Origin of the sequence: Klebsiella pneumoniae (genome assembly GCF_000742135.1) — a bacterium.
Lineage (GTDB): Bacteria > Pseudomonadota > Gammaproteobacteria > Enterobacterales > Enterobacteriaceae > Klebsiella > Klebsiella pneumoniae.
Window position 1 is genome coordinate 4,752,411 of sequence record NZ_KN046818.1, and the last position, 20,994, is coordinate 4,773,404.

A 20,994-nucleotide genomic window follows, 5' to 3' on the forward strand; every position below is an offset into this window, starting at 1 on the left:
AATTCACTCTTTATGGATGGTAGTAGAGAAACTGAACGTCAGAGACGGAGAACACCCGCTCACGCTGCAGTATCACGTGGGCACTGCCTCCCTGACTCTGCAGCCAGCGAGAATATAACCCCTCGAGTATGGCACAGAACGCGTTACACCAGCGCACGCGCCCCGCTTCGTCGCGGCTGACCGGCAACGCCTGATGGCGCAGGCGCAGGCCGTCCTCACCGACATCGATGGTCACCACGCCCCAGTGAAAATGAGTCAGCAGCCGGTTAATGTTGGCCTCCAGATCCCCCACCGTCTCCGACGCCGGCAGCGGATGGGTCTCCGCCAGCGAGGCGCCCATCTGACGCAGGAAGGGCTGGCTTTCCAGCTCGCCGGCATTATTTAGCATACCTTCGACCATAATAATCAACAGATCGAACCATCCGGCAGGCGTCTGCTGCTGCTGAAACCAGGTCATCACCACCGGGTTATTGTTCTCCGTCATCATCAATGATCTCCTAACATATAGCGAATATAGAGCCCGGCGGTGCTTTCGTTATAATCCCCGAAGGTGTCATAGCCAATCTGGCCCCCCAGGGTCATTTGTTTGTTGACCTTGTAATCCGCCCCGGCGCGCAGGGTATACCCTATGCCGCTCTTCGAGGTCGCGGAGTAGTAGGCTTCCTTGGCAAACCCGTTGCTCACCGCCGTCTCCAGGGTCTGCTGCCACTCCGAATTGGTCGGGAAATAGGCGCTCTTATCCTGACTGTAAGACTGATAGCCCACCGAGCCGCCGAGCTTCATGGTCCAGTTATCATATTTCTCCGTCAGACTGACCGGCAGCGATACGCTGACGTAGTTTTGCGGACTAAAGTAGCCCCCCTGACCATAGGTGAAGTAGCTGAGGTTTTTGGAGTAATCCATATAGCTCATGCTCAACCCGGCCTGCAGCTGGCGGTATTCGTCATGGTAGGGACGAAGATAGACCCCGGCATTGGCGTTGATACTGGTGTTGCTGGCGACGTTCTGCCCCAGATAGCTGTATCCACCGCCGCCGACATAGAAGCCCGCGTCGCCGTCGTCATAGCTCAGCTGCAGGGTGCCGCCGTTTTTCGTCACCTGCCCCCAGGTTTTCCCGGAATAGGCGTCTTTCAGACCCACGTAGGAAAGCAGGCTGTCGGTTAGCGAGCGGCGTTCGCCGGTGAGGATCAGCGACAGATAGTTGGTCAGCTTGGGCGACCATTTCACCCCGCCGACTACGGTATTAAGATCCTGGCCCAACGGCGTGCTGCCGATATCGACCCGGTAATCGTCACCGCTTAACGCCAGCGCCAGTTCGACGCCATTGGCCTTCTGCGAATCGGTCGAGCCGCTGGTCTGGTCAACGTTCGGCTTGCGGCTGGACGAAGAGAGATAGCTGGCCACCTGCCCCGCATCATAGCTCCCGAGCTTCGCCAGGTTTTCCATCCCGCTGCTGGTGGTCGGATTGAAATCTGCCGCGTTCAGGGTGCCGAGGCCGCTTAACGCCTCGGCCCCTGGATTGCTGGCGAAATAGGCCGTCCGCTCCGCCTCGGTCATCGAGGCGATCGCCGCCTGCTCGCTGGTGGCGGTACTCACCATGTTGGAGACCGCGTTAGCCAGCGGGTTGGCGCCGTAGCGACGCCAGGCGTCGCCGCTGGCGGTCCCGGCGTTCAACGACACCGGGGTGACGGTAAAGTCAAAGCGCGAGTCGCCAAACGGCGAGGATGACCAGGTCAGCGGCGTCCGGAGCTCCGTCAGCTTGCTGGTGCCCGATTCGCCGTCGCGTCCACGTACGTCCATTCCCCCCTGCAGCCAGCTGCCGGTTTTCTCCTGCAGCGACTCCATCATGGTGTCCACCTGACGCAGCATCCGCGTCTGGGCGGTGTCCACCGGCAGATCGGTGCGCTGGATCCCCGGCAGCGTGGAACCGGGCGCGGCGGCCGACTGGGCAACCTGCCACGGCATGTACTGCCCGTAGGCGGAGGCCGTCCGCGTCGGCGCCGACGTTTGCGACACGCCGATAAAGGGGTTATCCGCCGCCAGCACCCCGCCGACGGTCGGCGTTTCGCTACTGTTGGTGCTTTGCATGCCCAGCAGTTTGCCGCGGGCGCTGCGCAGATAGGTCATCGCCTGCTGATGATGTCCCTGGGCCTCCGCCACTCTCGCCAGCAGCAGCAGGCGATCCGGGGTGTTATCCTGGCGCAAACCGCCGGCCAGCTGTTCAGCGCGATCGTTGTTCCCCGCCGACAGCGCCACGTCGATGGCCCCGGCGCGCGCATCCTGGTTCGGCGTATCGCGCGTCATCAGGTAGTCATAGACCACCCCGGCCTCTTTGTTCATTTTGCCGCTCTGGTACAGCCGCGCCATGGCGAACATCAGATCGGTATTTTGCGGATCGCTTTGCATAGCGCGGATCAGCTTGTCATACGCCGCAGCGTAATTGCCCTGCTCGCGCAGGCGGTCGGCTTCGTTGATCACATAGCCATTGCGAATGCTCGCCAGCTGCGTCGGCGTACTGCTGGCCTGCAGCTGCGGATTGCTGATCAGGTTCTGCGCCTCGCCGGTCAGCCCGGCCTGATTCAGGACGGCGATCTGATCGGCGTAATCACCAGCATTGCCGGATACGCCGCTGCTGATATTGTTGCGCACCAGCGAGACCGCGGTGGTCAGGTCGCCGCTCTCGGCCAGCAGACGCGCCAGCTTGCCGGCGTCCGCCGGGGCTTTTGGCGGCGTGGAGGCCATCGCCCGCAGGGTATTGCTGGCGGCGATGGTATTGCCCTGCGCCAGGTAGTTTTCGGCCGTCACCAACTGCAGGTTGTAGTTCACCCGCTGGCGCAAATCGCGCATGTCGCTGGTCTGGCTGCCGCCGGGAATGCGCGCCAGCAGCGTCTGCGCCTGCTGCCAGGCGCCGTTTTCGCTGGCAAACAGGGCGGCGGCATACAGCGCACTGTTGCTGGCGCCGGGGCGATAGGCCGCCGACATCAGCGAAGAGGCCTCGCTGCCGTTACCCGATTTTTGCAGCAGCCGGGCCAGGTCGAGGCGCAGCCAGGGATCGTCCGGATAGCGGGCGACGCCTTCGCGCAGGGTGGCAATGGCGCCGGCTGGGTTACCGCCGCTGACCTGCGCCTGGGCCTGACGGCGCAGGGCATCGCCCGGCATACCGGCCACCACCCGCGGCTGCAGTTTTTGCCGCAGGCTCTGCGGGAGCGTCTGCAGCATCGCCTGCGCCTCGGCGGATTTATTCTGCTCGCGCAGCACGTAATAGAGGTTTTCCCGCGCCGCCGCGTTCTGCGGATCGTCATTTAACAGTGAGCGCAGCGTTTGCTCCGCCTGGGGCAAATCTTTGTTGTGCCGCAGCACATCGGCGCGGAACAGCTTCGCCGAGGCGCCCTGCGCCCCGCTCTGCTGCGCCAACGGCGCGGAGAGCGCCAGCGCCTGGCTGATATTGCCCTGCTTATAGGCCTGCTGGGCCTGCGCCAGCTGGCCGTAGAACAGTGCATCGGCCGCCTGCTGACGACGGGTCGCCGAGGCGTCGCCGCCGAGGTCCGCGGCCCGGCTCAAATACTGCGACGCGGCCTGGTAGTCGCCGCTGCGCTGGGCGATATAGCCCATGCCCGCCAGCGCATCGGCATCCTGGGGGTTGGTCTGCAATACCTCTTCAAACTGCTGCTTCGCGGCGGCGGTATTGCCGCTGTTGAGATTGGCGTAGCCCTGGCCGCGCGCCTGACCGCTGCGCCGTTCGCGAAAGTAATTCTGAACTTCGCTGTCCTGGGGATGCCGCTGCATCCAGGTGTCGTAATACTGCTCATCCCCGGCCTGCGGGCCCAGCCAGAGCAGCGCCTGGCGCAAGCCGCTGTCCGCCTCTTTATTGCCGCTGGCCATCGGCTCGAGCAGGGCGATCCCTTCCCGGCGAGTCTCTTCCCGCCAGGTTAACGCTTTGCCCAACGCCACCCGCGGGGCGTTCTCCTGCGGATGCTGCGCCACGTACTGGCGCAGCTCGCTGATAGCCTGCGGATAGAGCGATTTGTCGCTGGCCATGGTCAGGTAATATTCCGCCGCCAGCCCGGCAGGCGGCGTATTGCCATTGAACATGCTGCGCCAGGTCGCCAGCGCCCCGGGGATATTGCCTCCGCGCGCCTGCTGGCGGGCCAGGCTGAGCTGGCCCTGCGGCACCTGCGACATCTTTTTGGCGTTGTCCAGATCCTGTAATCCCGGGCTGTCAGGGGCCGCTTTCGCCAGCCGCGCGCGCCACTGCGCCGCCGCCTGCATATCGCCGCCCTGCTGCGACCAGAGCGCCATCAGATACAGCGCCTGGGTGTTGTTGGCATCCACCGAGAGCACCTTCTGCAGGGACTCCATCGCCAGCTCGTCATGAGATTTCTCATGCCAGTAGTTGGCCTGAGCGAACAGCGCCTGTAGCGCCGCGTCGTTCCCCGCCGCCAGCGCGCCGCCCGAGGCAGCGAGAGTCAACGCGCCGGTGAGGCAGAACGTGGTAAGCCGACGGGAGGTCTTCATCGTTATTATTATTTTTCTTTTCATTGGTTATCCCCCGAACCCAGACGCTTACGGGCGTGACGTTTAAACATCGCGGTCAGCGCCAGTCCCATTATCGAGGTGGCAATCAGCCCCAGCACCGCCAGGAAACCTGAGTGCTGGCTGGCATACCAGACCGCCATCATGTACCACGGCATCTGACCGCTGGGGAACGGCGTACTCACCTGGAAGCTGCGCACCCCGTTATCGCTGGTGATCACCGCGGTATCGCCGCGGATCCCGGCGTTAATGCGCGGCGATTCCAGATCGGTCTTCAGTCGCGCCAGCTGGTCATCATTGCTGGCCAGCGCCACCACCACCAGGCGGGTGGAATTCCACGGCGAGCGATAGCTGATGAACCCGCGCCAGGCGCTGCTCGACGAAAAGTAGCGATCGGCGTCGAGGCTGGCGGAAGTCCAGTCGCCGGTGAGCCGGCGCTGGACTTTTTGCCACAGGTCTGGCTCGCGGACGCTCAGCACATTATCTACCGGGCGATAGGGTGAGTCGGCCAGCAGGCTCTGGTTAAAGGCCTGCTGATCGAGAGCGGTGACCGCCAGCACGTCACGTTCACGCAGTGACTGCAAATCCCCCCCGCCGGTGGGCATCCCGAGCACGACGCGGTTATTCGCCAGCGCGGTGCCGGTCGCGTTCCCGGAGCGTGCCGCCAGATTCAGCAGGGTCGCCACCTGGGTTTCAGACGGGTCCGCCGGCAGCAGAAGAGTCGTCTGCGAATAGTCCGCCAGCCGCGAGAAGGGGAACGAGGCGCCGACAAAGTAGGAGAGATTGGGCAACAGCGAGAAGTGACGCGTCTTGCTCAAATCGATCCAGGAGTCGTCAGTGATCCGGCTCTTGATATTGTTATTCAGCAGCACCGAACACGGAACATCGTCCTTTGGCACCACATTGAAGTACATCGACAGCTGGTTATCGCCGTAAATCAGGTAGGGCGCCAGCGGGATTGTAAAGCGCTCCTGGCGCGCATCGCCCCCGAGGTAGCGCCAGACTTTCTCCAGCGGCCCCTGCTTGTTCATCGGCAGGTTGTTGAGGAAGGTGCCGTTGAGCGTGACGCTCAGCAAGGACTTGTCCTCATTAATCCAGCTTTCCGACGGGAAGCGGTAGCCAACCTGTAGCGGAATGGTCTCCCCATCCCACAGATAGAGATCGGGCGCGGCGCGGAAGGCGATACGTAAAGGTTCGTGCCAGACGCCGCTGACGGTCGGGCTTTGGTCCTTACGCAGCAGCTCGCTGAGCTTGACCGGACGATCGGTGGTGATCCAGCGCGGGGCATCATATGCTTTGCCAACCGGGATGGTCTGCGGTTCGACATCCAGCGTCGCGGTTTGCGGCGCAAAGTTGCCGCGGGTTAACCGCCAGGCGGCCATGCGCAGCGCCGTATCGTTTTTGCCGACAATCAGCAGCAGTTTATAGGCCGGATTGGCGGGGTTGGCGATGATGCGCAGCAGCGGCTTATCGGTTTCCGGCAGCATCATGCCGCCCACCTGCTCCCCCGGATGGCCAATCACGATGCCGTGGCGTTCCGGCAGACGGTCGCGCAGAGCGCTGAAGGCGATGCCGCGATAGTCCGCCTGGATACCCAGCCAGGAGGAGATCAGCGCCGCGGCGCTGAAGACGTCCGCCGACGGCTTGGCCCCATAGGCGACCGCAATGTCCGCCGGGGTCATCTGCATGCTGTCAAAGAAGGGCCGCGGGAAGTGGCTCAGGTCGTCGCTGATGTTCAGCTGCTGGCTTTCCCAGCTGAAATGCGACGTGGGCAGCACCGTCACCCGCGACGTATCATGAATGTCACGCTGGCACTGCAGGGTATCGCCATCGTTGATCTTCACGCTCAGGTTATTGCTGGAGACCATCAGCGCGGGCGGAATATCCAGCTGATAATGGGAGACATCCTCGCCATCGGCGCCCAGCGGCAGCGTGCCGAGCGGTTGACCGTTGAGCATCAGCTGCAGGGTGGCGTTGCGGCTCGCCATCTCCGGCGATACGCGAACGGCAAGGCTGAGCTGCGAATGGATCACCACCTGATCGGCAGGCAGGGTAAAGCTGACCCCACCCTGTCGCTGGCCGCCGCTGAGGATAATCCCGTCCGGCATCCCCATCTGCGCCAGATTCAGATCGCCTCCCCAGACCGGAGCGACAGGAATGACCTCCGTCGCGGCCGTGCCGCTCACCGGCGGGGGTAAGTCCGGCATAACCGGCGCAGGGGCCGTCGCCGCCGCATCGCCGGCGGCTGCCGGAGAGGCGCCCTCCTCCGGCGAGGCAGCCGGAGGTTCGTCGCCTGGCTCGCTGTCCGCCGCGTCGTTGAGCTGCGGGAAGCTCAGCGGGGCAGCGGAGCCGGAGCCCGGTTCTTCACTGTGTAGCGCAGGCGCAGAGAGCATCCCTGCCAGCAGCGCCAGCGTGGTTAATCGCTTCATAACGTCCCATCCTCCTGCGCCGTTTTCGCCACTGTTGCCCGATTGCGCTGGCTGCGACGGGTTTTCCACGTCAGCCAGAACAGTTCGAACACGCAGCGTAAAATGGTGAAGAAGGAGCGGAACGGGTTATCCTGCGGGCGCGGCGGATTAATCCACGCATCCGCGCGGGCCAGCACCACGCGCACCAGTTCACGGCGGCGCGAAAGCGGAATATCTTCATCAAACTTGAGGCGCAGGAAGCGCTCGTCAGAGGTGACCAGCTGGGCCGGGATCGAGATAGCCCCGGACTGCAGGATCAGCTCAATCTCTTCGATGTCATCCTCCAGATGGCGATTATCAGGCGCGACCACGCGGCAGCCGCCCATCGACAGGTCCGCGGTATGGCTGCGCGAGACGATGCCGCTGGCGTAATGGATCACCACCGGAATATCGACATCGATACGAATGGTTTTTCGCACCTGCCGCGTTTCGCGCGCCACGGCAATCGCCGCCAGCAGGAAGATCAGACTGTAGATCCCCCACCCGACGTTGAGGGCGATAACGTTGGGATCCGAGCCAAAATAGTCATGGCCAATCGCCCGGACGATGCCGACCACCACCCCCAGGGCCAGCAGGCAGGCCACCACCAGGTGCGGGCGCACCACGGTGAAATCGAAGTAGCCGACGTCAAGCAGCCCCCCTTATCGGTAACGTTAAACTTGCCGCGTTTGGGGAAAATCATCGTCACCAGAGTCGGCAGCACCAGGTGGAAGGCCAGCACAATATCGTAGATCTCCCCCCAGAAGCTGTAGCGATAGCGGCCGTTCATTCGCGAACCAACGTAAATAGCGAGGAACAGGTGCGGCAGGGCATAGGAGACGATCAGGCTCGCCGACGAGTAAATAATATTGAGGTTAAACAGCAGGTAAGCCAGCGGGGCGGTGACAAACACCACCCTGGGCAGCGCGAACTGGTAGTAGAGCATGGCGCTGAGATAGCACAAGCGCTGCTGAAAAGTCAGCCCGCGGCCAAACAGCGGATTATCGACGCGGAAAATCTGCGTCATCCCGCGCGCCCAGCGGGTACGCTGGATGACGTGCACCACCAGGCGTTCAGTAGCGAGGCCTGCGGCCAGCGGGATATCGAGAAAGGCCGACTTCCACCCCAGACGCTGAAACTTCAGCGCCGTATGAGCATCTTCGGTCACCGTTTCGACGGCGAAACCGCCGATCTGCGCCAGCGCCTCGCGACGGATCACCGCGCAGGAGCCGCAGAAAAAGGTGGCGTTCCAGTTGTCGTTCCCCTGCTGAATCGGGCCATAGAACAACATCCCTTCGTTGGGAATGTTGCGTCCGACGGAGAGGTTACGTTCAAACGGGTCCGGGGAATAGAAGTAGTGCGGCGTCTGCACCAGAGCCAGCATCGGGTCTTTCAGGAAACCGCCGACGGTGGCCTGCAGGAAGACGCGCGTGGCGACGTGGTCGCAGTCGAAAACGCAGATAAGCTCCCCCTGAGTCAGGGTCAGCGCATGGTTAAGGTTCCCCGCTTTGGCGTGCTTGTTGTCATTGCGGGTGATATAGCCCACCCCAACGTCGGCGGCGAAGACGGCAAACTCGCTGCGCTTACCGTCATCCAGAAGATAGATTTTCATTTTATCTTTTGGATAATCAATGCATTGTGCCGCCAGGACGGTATCGCGCACCACCTCCAGCGGTTCGTTATAGCTCGGAATATAGATATCGACCGTCGGCCACTTACTCATATCATCCGGCAGCGGAACAATGCCGCGCTTCAGCGGCCAGACCGTCTGCAGATAGTTAAGCAGTAGCATCACCCAGATATAGACTTCCGCCAGAAAGAGTCCCATGCCGAGAATAGCTTCAATGGACGAGTTGAAGTGCAGGGTCTGCGTGAGGCGAAAATACATGTAACGGGTGGACATCAGCAGCGACGTGACGACCATAATGACCGATACGCTGCGGCGCTTGCTGAAGCCCATCAGAAAGAGAATACCGATACTTAACAGACCAAAAATATACTGCTTTTGGCTGTCCATCGGCGTGATCACCACCAGCACGGCGACCGGTGACAGCACCAGCGCCAGCAACCAAAAAAGAGATTTTTTCATTCAGCAGCCCTGCAAAAAGTTAACGCCCTGACATGCGTGGCTGGCTGTGCACCGTGCCATCGCCAATATGAATACCCAACAGCGAAGATATTTTTTTAGCCATGATTTCAATATCGAAGGCCGCTGCCGAGGAAGCGTTAAAGTCCAGGATCGACTTCTGCGAGGCATTGGCCTCCACCACGCTTTCATCACGATGGATCACTCCAAGCAGTCGCTCGCCCAGTTTCTCTTCCATCAGGCTGGTGACGTCCCGGCTGACCTGGCGACGGCTATCGCTTTGGTTAATGACGAAATAGTGCCCGTGCTTATGATTCAGCGCCGCGCCGGTCAGGCGCTGCTTTTCTACGTGCGCCAGGGTCGACATCGAGGCGGTATCCGCCAGCAGCGGGATAAGATGCAGGTCCGCCAGCCCCGTCAGCGCCTTTAGCGCGGGCGAAGGTCCAGGGGGCATATCGGCGATGGTGATAAGCCCGGGATAATTAAGCAGCGCGGACAGACCGCGCTGGAGGAAATGGTCATTATGGGTCAGTTGCTCATCAAACGCCTGACGCTGCGCCTCGCTCACTTCGCCATATGGCAGGACGAAAATATTACTGCCGGCGCTCAACACGCACTGGCTCCAGTCGTGCAGCTCCAGCGCCTTCGCCACATAGCCCCGCTCATCGTTCAGCGGTACGCCAAAATGCAAACGCAGCGCGTTCTGGACATCAAAATCCAGCGCCAGAACTTTGCTGCCCGTCCGCGCCAGCGAATAGGCTAAATTGGCCGCCAGGGTCGTTTTCCCTACGCCGCCTTTCGGTGAACAGACGCAAATCAACGGCATGTCGCGATCCTTTCCAGAAGTGATTTCAAAGGCTGGTCTTTATTTTTCGCCACCGGCTCCGCGCTTTTCGCGGCGAACAGGTGGGCATAGTTCTCGGCGGCGGGCGCGGGTCGGGGGGCCATTCTCGGCGGCGGCGCCATGGCCGGTTCCGACGCCGGAATTGAAGGCGCAGGGGTCGGCGCAGGCTCCTGCCTGACCGGCTCCGGTGCGGCTGCGGCGGTCTCCACGACCGGCTGGGAAGTAGCAGGCGCGGCCGAAGCGGCAGACACAACAGGATCAGAGGTTGGCGCCGCTGCTACGGCCGCCTCTACCTGGCGGAACAGATCCGCGGGCACCGACTGCGGCAACGGCGCGGAGACCGAGCCTCCCAGCGCCAGAGAAGAGGGTTTCTCGGCGCCGGGATTTAGCTGATTGAGGATCGCCCAGTCGCCGTGTTCCCGCGTGGCGGCTTGCGAAGAAAGATCCTGAAAGTTGAGGTTTTGCGTCCGCGTTTTTTCTTGAAAGCGCTGCAGATCATCATAATGGTTCATTGATAACCTCATGATTTTAAAAATTTCATATTAAGTTTGTTGTTATTTTCTGGGTATATTAAAAATATCGTGACGCTTCTGGGATGGCAGATAACGCGCCGATGGTGACGTACCAATACACACGATTGACAGGGTTATAATAGTTTAGAATTTGATTTTCGGGATGATTCCACGGCAGAAGTATCGCTACACTAACATTTCCCTTGCAGAAGGGTAGCCCCATTTTTTAGGTATGCGTACATCCTTACTTCCCGCAATCACCACGCTTCCCAGTCGTTTTTATATAAAAGTATTAGGTCATGATGAAATCATAGCGTCAGATCAGCGAAAGAATAAACCTGAACCATTTTAATTTCTCTTTAATTCTATAAAAATGGACTGAAAGGCTTATTTTTTCGGATAATCTACGAAGAATGCTCTGAGAGCGTGACATAAACTGCGGCAATATGCGTAAGCGCCAGGTTTTATCCACGGCGGGAGAGAAGCTCCCGGCCATGGGACCGGGAGCGCGCCATCAGGCGTGGGACTTTTGCGGATTCTCATCCTGGTCGACGGCAAAGCAGGCCACCAGCTGGCCGCCGTAATCCTTCAGCTGCGGCTGGAGCTGAGTGCAGGGGCCAAAGCGACGGCGACAGCGCGCGTTAAAGGCGCAGCCCGGTGGCGGATTTAGCGGGCTCGGCAGTTCGCCGGTCAGCTTGATCCGCTCGCGCCGGTCGTCTGGGTTCAGACGCGGCGTCGCCGACAGCAGCGCCTGGGTGTACGGATGACGCGGATTGTTGAAGATCTGGTCTTTGGTGCCCTTCTCCACGCAGCGGCCGAGATACATCACCATCACTTCATCGGCGATGTGCTCGACGACCGACAGGTCGTGGGAGATAAACACGTAGGACAGCCCTAAATCCTGCTGCAAATCCATCATCAGGTTCAGCACCTGGGCGCGTACCGAAACGTCCAGCGCGGAGACCGGCTCATCGGCAATCACCACATCTGGATCCAGCATCAGCCCGCGAGCAATAGCGATACGCTGACGCTGACCGCCGGAGAACATATGCGGGTAGCGATCGTAATGCTCGGTTTTCAGGCCCACTTTCGCCATCATCGCCAGCGCTTTTTCACGCCGCTGCTCTTTGCTCAGGCTGCTGTTAATCAGCAGCGGCTCCTCCAGAATCTGCCCCACTTTTTTACGCGGGTTCAGCGAACCATACGGGTTCTGGAACACAATCTGGATTTTTTGCCGCCGCAGCTTCTGCGCCTGCGGGTCGTGCTTAAGCAGATCCTGCCCCTGATAATAGAGCTCGCCGCCGGTGGGGATCTCAATCATCGTCAGCAGACGACCGAGGGTCGATTTGCCGCAGCCCGACTCCCCCACTACCGCCAGCGTTTTACCGCGCTCAAGGGTAAAGGAGACGCCGTCCAGCGCCTTCACCAGCCGTTCCGGGGCGAATAACCCCTTCTTCACCGGATAGTGTTTTTTCAGATCAATGGCCTGCAACAGTGGTTGTGGCGTGGCGGCCTTTTGCGTACTCATAATCCAGGCCTCCCGGCATCATCGAGTGGGTAGTGACATTTAGACTGGCGGCCGCCGGTCAGATCCGCGAGCGCCGGCTCTTCGCTACGGCATTTATCCGTGGCATAGGGGCAGCGCGGATTAAGCAGGCAGCCGTTGGGACGGTCATATTTCCCCGGCACCACGCCCGGCAGCGAGGCCAGACGCGCTTTATCCTGGGCGAATTCCGGCAGCGCGCGCAGCAGCGCCTGGGTATAAGGATGGCGCGGCGCGCGGAAGATATCTTTCGCGTCACCGGTCTCCACCACCTGACCCGCGTACATAACGATAATTTTATGCGCGGCTTCCGCCACCAGCGCCAGGTCGTGGGTGATCAGCACCAGCGCCATATTCTCCTGCTGCTGCAGATCCAGCAGTAGCTCAATGATTTGCGCCTGAATGGTCACGTCCAGCGCGGTGGTCGGTTCATCGGCAATTAGTAGTTTTGGCCGACAGGCAATCGCCATCGCGATCATCACGCGCTGGCTCATGCCGCCGGAAAGCTGATGCGGATAGACGTCCAGCCGCGAGGCCGGATCGGGAATGCCCACCAGGTTCAGCAGGTCGATGGCCCGCTGGCGGCGGGTTTGCTTATTACCGCCCTGATGGACCTTAATCGCTTCCATAATCTGGTAGCCGACGGTGAAGCACGGGTTGAGGCTGGTCATTGGATCCTGGAAGATCATCGCCACTTCCGCCCCCACCAGCTGGCGCCGCTCTTTTTCAGAGATGCGCTGCAGATCGCGGCCGTTAAATTCCAGTTTGTCCGCCATCACCCGGCCGGGATAGTCAATCAGCCCCATAATCGCCAGCGAGCTGACGGATTTACCGGAGCCGGACTCCCCGACGATACCGACCACTTCACCCTGCTTCACGCTATAGCTGATGCGGTCTACGGCGCGGAACGGCGCGTTTTCATCGCCGAAATGCACCGATAATTTATCTACATTCAATAACGCCATCTCGAACCTCTTACTGCTTCAGTTTGGGATCGAGCGCGTCACGCAGACCGTCACCCATCAGGTTAAATGCCAGCACCGTCAGCAGGATCGCCACGCCCGGGAAGGTGACTACCCACCAGGCGCTTTGCGCGAACTGCAACACGTCGGAAAGCATGGTGCCCCACTCAGGCGTCGGCGGCTGCGCGCCCATGCCGAGGAACCCCAGCGCTGCCATGTCGAGAATGGCGTTGGAAAAGCCCAGCGACGCCTGAACGATCAGCGGCGCGAGACAGTTAGGGAGAATATTAACGAACATCTGGCGCATCGCGCCGGCGCCCGCTACGCGGGAGGCGGTCACGTAGTCACGGTTGACCTCCACCAGCACCGCGGCGCGCGTCAGACGCACATAGTGCGGGAGCGCCACGAAGGTTAGCGCCAGCGAGGCGTTGACGATGGAGGGCCCGAAGATAGCCACCAGCACCAGCGCCAGCAGCAGACTCGGCAGCGCCAGCATAATATCGACGACGCGCATGATGATTGAGTCCACCACTCCGCCGAAATAGCCCGCCACCAGGCCGAGCACCACGCCGAGGATCAGCGACAGAACCACCACCAGGCAGCCCACCAGCAGCGACAGGCGGGCGCCGTACATCAGGCGCGACAGAATATCGCGGCCCACGTCGTCGGTGCCGAGCAGATGCGCCATGCTGCCGCCGTCCTGCCAGAACGGCGGCGCCAGCAGCGAATCACGGAACTGATCCGCCGGGTTATAGGGGGCGAGGAAGTTGGCGAATACCGCGATGACGATCATCACCACCACGTATACCAGCCCGACGACCGCCCCTTTGTTGCGTTTGAAATAGTGCCAGAACTCCTGCAGCGGAGTCATGGGTACCGGCGCAGCGATAACTTTATTTTCAGTAACTTGTGACATGATGGCCCCTTACTTCTTATGCCGGATACGCGGGTTCACCACGCCGTACAGCAGGTCGACCAGCAGGTTGACGAGGATAATCATCGTCGCCACCAGCAGCACCCCGCCCTGCACCACCGGATAATCGCGACGCTGCAGCGCGTCGATCAGCCAGCGACCTAAACCAGGCCATGAGAAAATGGTTTCCGTCAGGATGGCGCCCGCCAGCAGGGTGCCCACCTGCAGACCAATCACCGTGACCACCGGCAGCATCGCGTTACGCAGCGCGTGGATCACGATCACCCGCATCCGGGTCAGGCCTTTGGCGCGCGCGGTACGGATATAGTCTTCGCCAAGCACTTCCAGCATCGACGAACGGGTCATACGCACGATCACCGCCAGCGGGATGGTGCCCAGCACGATAGCGGGCAGGATCATATGCATTAAGGCGTCAATAAAGTCGCCCTGCTCGCCCCAGATGGCGGTGTCGATCAGCATAAAGCCGGTCAGCGGCAGGGTATCGTCAAGGAACACCGTATCGCTGATGCGCCCGGAGACCGGCGTCAGGTTTAGCTGCACCGAAACCAGCATAATCAGCATCATGCCCCACCAGAAGATAGGCATTGAGTAGCCGGTCAGCGCCAGGCCCACCGCGGTGTGGTCAAAGATGGAGCCGCGTTTTACCGCAGCCAGCACGCCCACCGGAATGCCGACGGCGACGGCGAAGATCATCGCGCAGACGCCCAGCTCAAGGGTGGCTTTAAAGCGTGGGACAAACTCCTGCCACACGGGAATGCGGCTTTTCAGCGAGATGCCTAAATCGCCGTGCAGCACGCCCCAGATATAGTGGGCATATTGCTGCCACAGCGGCTTATCAAGGCCCATTTCGGCCAGCAGCTGCGCGTGACGTTCGGGGGAAATACCACGTTCGCCCGCCATAATCATCACCGGATCGCCGGGGATCATATGGACGAAAGCAAAGGTGAGAAGGGTGATACCGATAAATGTCGGGATGACTAATCCCAGACGTCGGAGAATAAACTGCAACATAACCCGGATTCTCTCTAGTGACGCCCCGCCTGGCGACAGGGCGTCTGTATTGCTCACAAAAGCATTCCCCGGAATAGCGGGAATACGCCCCCCGCCTCTCCCACGCGGGGAGAGGGGGTCAGGCATCGTGCTTATTATTCGACAGAGACGTTATCGAAGTGGTGTTTGCCCAGCGGGTCCACCACATAGCCTTTGACTTCTTTACGCACCGGCTCATAGACGGTGGAGTGAGCAATGATCAGCGCCGGAGCCTGGTCATGCATCACTACCTGAGCCTGTTTGTACAGTTCAATACGCTTGTTGTGGTCGTCGGTAGCGCGGGCCGGCTGAATAAGATCTTCAAACGGCTTATAGCACCAGCGCGAGTAGTTGGAGCCGTCTTTCGCCGCGGCGCAGCTGAACAGGGTCGCGAAGAAGTTATCCGGATCCCCGTTGTCGCCGGTCCAGCCCATCATCACGCTCTGGTGCTCGCCCGCTTTCGCCCGCTTCAGATACTCGCCCCACTCGTAGGTGACGATCTTGGCCTGGACGCCAATCTTGGCCCAGTCAGCCTGAATCATCTCCGCCATGCGGCGGGCGTTCGGGTTGTACGGACGCTGTACCGGCATCGCCCACAGATCGATGGTGAAGCCTTTTTCCAGGCCCGCTTCTTTCAGCAGCTGCTTCGCCTTCTCCGGATCGTAGGTGTAGTCCTTAACGTCGTCGTTATAGCCCCACATGGTCGGCGGGATCAGGTTCTTCGCCGCCTGGCCTGCGCCCTGGTAAACCGCTTTGATGATCGCTTCTTTGTTGACCGCGTAGGTCAGCGCCTGACGTACTTTGACGTCGTCCAGCGGTTTCTTCTCGGTGTTAAAGGAGAGATAACCAACGTTCAGACCCGGCTGTTCCAGCAGGGTAATGTTCTTATCTTCCTTCATGCGCGCGATGTCCGCCGGGTTCGGGTACGGCATCACCTGGCACTCATTTTTCTGCAGCTTGGCATAGCGCACGGAAGCGTCCGGGGTGATGGAGAAGACCAGACGATCGATCTTCGGCTTGGTACCCCAGTAGCCTGGGAAGGCTTTATACAGAATGCGGGAATCTTTCTGGTATTGCAGCAGCTGGAATGGGCCGGTACCGATAGGATTGAGATCCACTTTTTCCGGCGTGCCGGCTTTCAGCATGTTGTCAGCATACTCTTTCGAAAGAATGGAGGCGAAGTCCATGGCCAGATCAGCGAGGAACGGCGCTTCCGGACGGGTCAGGACGAACTGGACGGTATTATCGTCCACTTTCTTCACTTCGCTAATCAGGTCCGGTAAGCCCATCCCTTCAAAGTATTCATAGCTGCCGCCAGAAACTTTATGGTACGGGTTATTAGTATTCTTCTGGCGATCGAAGGAGAACACCACGTCATCGGCGTTCAGGTCACGGGTTGGTTTAAAGTCTTTATTATCCTGCCACTTCACACCCTGACGGAGGTGGAAAGTATAGGTTTTGCCATCCGCACTGACTTCCCATTTCTCAGCAAGTCCTGGAATAACTTCCGTCGTACCGGTTTTAAATTCGACCAGGCGGTTATAGATCGGTACGGAGCTGGCATCATAGGTGGTGCCAGAGGTGAAGAGCTGTGGGTTAAATCCTTCCGGCGAGCCTTCAGAACAATAAACCAGGGTTTTCGCTTGCACGCTGGCGGCGACGGTCATGGCGACCAGGCTCAGACCAAGCTTCAGCATCCCTGATTTCTTCAAGGAAATACTCATTATTCTGCTCCAAAATTGTGATGTTGTTTGCATATATCCGCCGGACCTTTATTTATTTTTTACCCGGTCCGGTCGGTGGTGCCCGAAGGCGTAGAGAGAGATGGGGATTCCTTTCGCAAAAACGACTGAGTTGCAGTACGGATTCTCCATGAAATGCCCCTCATGCCCTACAATCTGTCAACAGAATGGGGAAACGTCAATACAGCCAGCCGGGTTTTACATCCAGCGTGAGAAACGGCAGGCAAAGATTAAAAAAACTTCAGGACGCTATTTTCAGCAGAGAAATTTATGCTACTGGCAATTCAGCAGAATAAAGACCTTATTAATTTGCAACACCCAGTGGGAAACAATGCCAGCAAATGAGAAAAATTTCTTGCTGTGTGACCAATATGTGAGCGATTAATAGCGTGAACGTTAAAACGCACAGCGGAAAATGCTGCATTCAGCCATAAGCTTCGCGAAAAAAGATCTGTTCATCGATAAAAAAATGCAATGGAAGATGTCACAAAATAGCGAATAGCCGGCTGAAAACGTGAGTAAAGACGTTTATTGTGATTTTGGTGGTATTTTTGGCCAGTTGTGCACTAATGATGCCCGGCGGCGCTGCGCTTGCGCGGGCCTACGAAACGCGAGTCGAACCTCCTGCCCCCGGAGGTTCTCATCCTCACAGGCCCCAGATGCAAAAAAGCCTGCTCATTGAGCAGGCTTTTCGAATTTGGTCGGTGATAGAGGATGACTCACCACTTCGTGGCTCGCCCTGCGGGCCGTTGCTGACGCAACGTTCTCTCGCTTCGCTCGAGTCGAACCTCCTGCCCCCGGAGGTTCTCATCCTCACTGGCCTCAGATGCAAAAAAGCCTGCTCATTGAGCAGGCTTTTCGAATTTGGTCGGTGATAGAGGATTCGAACCTCCGACCCCTTCGTCCCGAACGAAGTGCGCTACCAGGCTGCGCCAATCACCGAATGCGGGGCGCATCTTACTGCTGGGATGCCTACCCGTCAATGCCTTATTTTCAAAAAATCGCTCAACCGGCGAGAAACTCAGCAGCCTGAGCAGCGAATCGCCGGTTGCTCAACGTTTTTAGCGGCAGTTGACCTCAAACGTTTTGCGATACTCGGATACCTTACATGTCACCGGCTCGCCGAGATAGGTCGCGCCCGCCGGGGTGAATGTAAACTCTCCCAGTAGCATCGTCAGCTCCCCCAGCTCCGGGCAGGATTGCTGATGACGCATAATATCCGGGCGGGTATCGTTATTCACCGCCCGGGCGATGTCGCTGTATGCCAGCTTGTCAGCAAAGGCATTAGCACAAAACTGCAGTTCGCTTTGCGCCATATGCGCGGCCTGCCCCTTCAGCTCGGCATGCTGTGCCAGCAGCAGCTGGCGAACCTCGCCGGCCCGGCTGTAGCCAATCGCCGTATAGCCGGCCTTATTGCTGAGGTTGACGCTGGCGCCAGCCGCAAGCAGCGCCTCGACATTGGCTTTATTATTCATTTTGACCGCCAGCATCAGCGGGCTGAGATCGTTGGCGGAAAGCTGGTCCACCTTTGCGCCGCGCTGCGCCAGCGCCGCGATCACCGCGGGCGCCCCCTGACCCGCCGCCACCTGCAGCGCCGTGAGTCCTTCACGGTTCGGCTTATCCACTTCCACCCCGGAGGCCGACAGCGCCAGCACCAGATCGGGATCATCCCCCGCCGCCGCCAGCATCAGCGGTGTGGTGCCGGATTTATCCGCCAGGCTGGTGTCCGCCCCGGCGTTGGCCAACGTCGTGATGGTTTCCGCCGATCGCGCGTGATCGACAGCGAGGAAAAAGGCCGATTCCCCGGACGCGTTGACGGCCTTCACGTCCGCGCCGTGCTTGAGGAGCAGCGCCACTATCTCGTCGACGTTCTTCTTAAACGCGCCGGGCGCCAGTTGTAACGCCATGTCTTCGGTCATCAGCGCGCGATTGCCCGTCGCCAGCGATTTCGCCGCCGTTGCGCCAACTATCTTGTCCAGCGTACTCTCCTCTTCGACAGGCGCATCGGGCTTTTTCATCGCCAGAATATGCTGATAGTCGTTTCTGACGTCCCCGCCGTCGGAGATGGCGGACATCAATGCCGTACTCTTGTCGATGGAGGTCTGATTCACCGACGCTCCCGCCTGGAGAAGATCGCCGATAATCGCGGTATCGCTGCCACGCGCCGCCGCCAGCATCAGCGCCGTGACGCCCTGGCGCGTCTGGAGGTTCGGCTTCGCCCGACGCTTAAGCAGCAATTCCACCACATCGCGACGATTTTCCGCAGCAGCGACCATCAGGCCGCTTAAGCCGGTTTTATCCTGACCATCCACATCAATGCCGTTATCCAGCATGGCTGCGATCGTCGCTGGCGCATCGTATTTACAGGCCAGCAGGAACTGGCTGGTCTCTTCCTCAGACTGGCAGCCCGCGAGCATCATCAGGCACAGTAGGACCAACCCCTTTATCACCTTCATCCTTTCTCTCCATGAAAAGTTCATGCACAGGGGAAGCGAGGAAACAGGGGTAATCAAAGAAGAAGAGGTCACCTGCCAGACACGTCCACTGTGCGAAAAAAATCCCTCGCGCGGCGTCGGCCGGCGAGGGATTAGCTTATCCTGGGCTCAGGAAAGGAAAACAGACCCGAGAATCTGAAAACTATCGGGCCTTACTTTTTCCACCGGCACCAGTTGTTGTTCTCATTGATCCCGCCATCCGGCGAGGTATAGCCGAGGCAGCCCATAATGGTGTCGTACAGCTCGACGTGACGGCGCGGCACCTTCATCGCAGCCTGCTGCTGCAGATGGGCAAACGCGGCGGCGTGATCGGGATTTTCCAGGTACTTATCCGACATCCACACCATCATCGGCACGCGGAACTGCTCCGGCGGCGCCATCTTGCGCGGCGTACCGTGCAGGTGTTCACGCTCGTTAATCGACTCCCCGTGGTCGGCGGCATAGAACACAATCGCTTTCTTATCCCGCAGCTGGTCGAGGACGCTGACGATAAAGTGATCGACATAGGTCACGCTATTGTCGTAGGAATTGATCAGTTCCGCTTTCGAGCACTTGTTGTCGACGCCGACGCACTCCGGTTTCCACTGGGCGAAGCTGCGCGGGTAGCGTTGGGTGTAGTTAAAGTGGGAGCCTTTGGTGTGGAGAATGATCAGATGCTTACCGGAGGCGTTGCCCTGCGCCATACCGCGCTTCATCTCATCCACCAGCAGCATATCGTCAACGCTCTTACCGCGGTTGCGCGGCTCGGCGCCAATCTGCTCGCGGTAGGCGATATTGTTGGCCATCGTGTTGCTGTAGAACCACATCTCGCTCTGCATGGCGTACAGATTGCCGCTGAAGCCCAGCTGATGCAGCACGGCAAAGACATTCTGCTCTTTGAGCGTCCGCTGGGGGTTATCTTCCGCCCCGCCCTCGCGCACAAACATGCAGCGTAACGACAGTTTGGTAGCGGTATCGCACGAGTAACCGCGGAAGGCGACGAGATTCTTCTCTTTCTCCAGCTCTGGCGTGGTATTGCGGCTATAGCCGAGGATGCCCATATGGTCCCAGCGGGTCGTTTCGCCAATGATAAACACCACGTAGGTATCATCCAGACCTTCCGGCGCGACGTAGGTGAACTTCTTCGCCGGGTTAATCAGCGATTTGTTGTCTGAGGATTCATCCACCTGCGCCCAGGCGTACAGACCCAGCGCCGACAACCAGTTCGACGGCAGGTAAGAGTTGGCGATCACCCCGCCATAGCTCGGCATATCCACTTCCGAATGGCGCTCCACATCATGCTGGCGCAGCTCTAGCAGGCGGATGGGTCCCCAGACAATCAGTCCGGCCAGCACCACGATCAGCACGTTTTTAACCCGCTGGCCCGGGGTGCGCAGCTGGCGCAGCAGCGTATGGCGGCAGCGGTTGCTCCAGATGAACAGCAACGGCGGCGCGCTCACCGCCACCAGCCAGAGGATCAGGTGCCAGCCGATGACCTCTTTCGACAGGTCGATATCGGTGGTCATCACCGAAGCGATAATCCCGTAGCCAATCACCACATTGAGGAACGTCATGTAGTAACTCGCCGCGGCGGAAAACAGGACAATCAGCGTCGCCAGAATGCGCCAGATACGGCGGCCGAACAGCGACAGAAGACGTAACAGGAAGAAGGTGACAAATACCGTGGCAACCAGTTCAACAACACCGGAAAGCCCTTTCCAGAAAGTGAACTCTTGAGCATAACCATCGAAACGCCGGAAAAAAACGGCGACGTTCATAAACCAGCCGATGTACAGCGCCAGCCAAAAACTAAGCTTCTGCTGCGTCATCGTTCTAATATATTTCATGCAAGCAAACCTGGAAAAAGAAGAATAAAACACCGCCTGAC

11 protein-coding genes, 1 tRNA gene, 1 other RNA gene and 2 pseudogenes are annotated in these 20,994 nt (G+C 59.4%); all 15 read right to left on the reverse strand.

Annotated elements, in window-relative coordinates:
- Window positions 1-10: 10 nt before the first annotated feature.
- The 15 genes and pseudogenes from bcsD to eptB all read right to left on the reverse strand — a co-directional run bounded on the left by bcsD (window position 11) and on the right by eptB (window position 20,953).
- Window positions 11-487 (reverse strand): cellulose biosynthesis protein BcsD, encoded by a 477-nt coding sequence (gene bcsD, locus DR88_RS03485; protein ID WP_020324200.1) that lies wholly within the window; start codon window positions 485-487, stop codon window positions 11-13.
- Window positions 487-4,539 carry a cellulose biosynthesis protein BcsC gene (locus tag DR88_RS03480; RefSeq protein ID WP_004150132.1) on the reverse strand — a complete coding sequence of 1,351 codons (4,053 nt, stop codon included), beginning with the start codon at window positions 4,537-4,539 and terminating at the stop codon, window positions 487-489. The genes bcsD and DR88_RS03480 overlap by 1 nt, the downstream gene beginning before the upstream one ends.
- Entirely contained in the window at window positions 4,536-6,962 is a 2,427-nt protein-coding gene (gene bcsB, locus DR88_RS03475; protein ID WP_032443994.1) for a cellulose biosynthesis cyclic di-GMP-binding regulatory protein BcsB, read from the reverse strand. Before bcsB ends, DR88_RS03480 begins: the two co-directional genes overlap by 4 nt.
- Window positions 6,959-9,069: pseudogene (gene bcsA, locus DR88_RS03470) on the reverse strand (UDP-forming cellulose synthase catalytic subunit). Before bcsA ends, bcsB begins: the two are co-directional and overlap by 4 nt.
- A gap of 19 nt (window positions 9,070-9,088) precedes the next feature.
- Window positions 9,089-9,881 (reverse strand): annotated as a pseudogene (locus tag DR88_RS03465) (cellulose synthase operon protein YhjQ/BcsQ).
- Window position 9,882: 1 nt separating this feature from the next.
- The gene (gene bcsO / locus DR88_RS03460; protein ID WP_004186070.1) at window positions 9,883-10,422 is read right to left on the reverse strand and encodes a cellulose biosynthesis protein BcsO; all 540 of its coding nucleotides are present in this window, start codon (window positions 10,420-10,422) and stop codon (window positions 9,883-9,885) included.
- 514 nt (window positions 10,423-10,936) lie between these two features.
- Entirely contained in the window at window positions 10,937-11,950 is a 1,014-nt protein-coding gene (dppF, locus tag DR88_RS03455) for a dipeptide ABC transporter ATP-binding subunit DppF (RefSeq protein ID WP_002921784.1), read from the reverse strand.
- Complete coding sequence (gene dppD, locus DR88_RS03450) at window positions 11,947-12,930, reverse strand: dipeptide ABC transporter ATP-binding protein (protein WP_002921785.1); 984 nt, start codon at window positions 12,928-12,930, stop codon at window positions 11,947-11,949. The genes dppF and dppD overlap by 4 nt, the downstream gene beginning before the upstream one ends.
- 10 nt (window positions 12,931-12,940) lie before the next feature.
- On the reverse strand, window positions 12,941-13,843 hold the full coding sequence (gene dppC, locus DR88_RS03445) for a dipeptide ABC transporter permease DppC (protein WP_004145207.1): 903 nt from the start codon (window positions 13,841-13,843) through the stop codon (window positions 12,941-12,943).
- Window positions 13,844-13,852: 9 nt separating this feature from the next.
- Window positions 13,853-14,872: a dipeptide ABC transporter permease DppB gene (gene dppB / locus DR88_RS03440; RefSeq protein WP_002921786.1), complete on the reverse strand. Its 1,020-nt coding sequence runs from the start codon at window positions 14,870-14,872 to the stop codon at window positions 13,853-13,855.
- A 134-nt stretch (window positions 14,873-15,006) separates the two neighbouring features.
- On the reverse strand, window positions 15,007-16,614 hold the full coding sequence (dppA, locus tag DR88_RS03435) for a dipeptide ABC transporter periplasmic-binding protein DppA (protein ID WP_002921789.1): 1,608 nt from the start codon (window positions 16,612-16,614) through the stop codon (window positions 15,007-15,009).
- A 716-nt stretch (window positions 16,615-17,330) separates the two neighbouring features.
- A non-coding RNA gene (locus DR88_RS27435) (RtT sRNA) lies at window positions 17,331-17,464 on the reverse strand.
- 33 nt (window positions 17,465-17,497) lie between these two features.
- A tRNA-Pro gene (locus DR88_RS03430) sits at window positions 17,498-17,574 on the reverse strand.
- Between the two features lie 119 nt (window positions 17,575-17,693).
- Window positions 17,694-19,088: an ankyrin repeat domain-containing protein gene (locus DR88_RS03425; protein WP_004214574.1), complete on the reverse strand. Its 1,395-nt coding sequence runs from the start codon at window positions 19,086-19,088 to the stop codon at window positions 17,694-17,696.
- A 191-nt stretch (window positions 19,089-19,279) separates the two neighbouring features.
- Window positions 19,280-20,953, reverse strand: coding sequence for a kdo(2)-lipid A phosphoethanolamine 7''-transferase (gene eptB / locus DR88_RS03420; protein WP_004152427.1), 1,674 nt, complete (start codon window positions 20,951-20,953; stop codon window positions 19,280-19,282).
- Window positions 20,954-20,994: the final 41 nt, after the last annotated feature.

Excerpts from the sequence above, each read along its gene's own strand:
- bcsD (WP_020324200.1), bottom strand. The coding sequence starts at position 487 with ATGATGACGGAGAACAATAACCCGGTGGTGATGACCTGGTTTCAGCAG.
- DR88_RS03480 (WP_004150132.1), bottom strand. The coding sequence starts at position 4,539 with ATGAAAAGAAAAATAATAATAACGATGAAGACCTCCCGTCGGCTTACC.
- bcsB (WP_032443994.1), bottom strand. The coding sequence starts at position 6,962 with ATGAAGCGATTAACCACGCTGGCGCTGCTGGCAGGGATGCTCTCTGCG.
- bcsO (WP_004186070.1), bottom strand. The coding sequence starts at position 10,422 with ATGAACCATTATGATGATCTGCAGCGCTTTCAAGAAAAAACGCGGACG.
- dppF (WP_002921784.1), bottom strand. The coding sequence starts at position 11,950 with ATGAGTACGCAAAAGGCCGCCACGCCACAACCACTGTTGCAGGCCATT.
- dppD (WP_002921785.1), bottom strand. The coding sequence starts at position 12,930 with ATGGCGTTATTGAATGTAGATAAATTATCGGTGCATTTCGGCGATGAA.
- dppC (WP_004145207.1), bottom strand. The coding sequence starts at position 13,843 with ATGTCACAAGTTACTGAAAATAAAGTTATCGCTGCGCCGGTACCCATG.
- dppB (WP_002921786.1), bottom strand. The coding sequence starts at position 14,872 with ATGTTGCAGTTTATTCTCCGACGTCTGGGATTAGTCATCCCGACATTT.
- dppA (WP_002921789.1), bottom strand. The coding sequence starts at position 16,614 with ATGAGTATTTCCTTGAAGAAATCAGGGATGCTGAAGCTTGGTCTGAGC.
- DR88_RS03425 (WP_004214574.1), bottom strand. The coding sequence starts at position 19,088 with ATGAAGGTGATAAAGGGGTTGGTCCTACTGTGCCTGATGATGCTCGCG.
- eptB (WP_004152427.1), bottom strand. The coding sequence starts at position 20,953 with ATGAAATATATTAGAACGATGACGCAGCAGAAGCTTAGTTTTTGGCTG.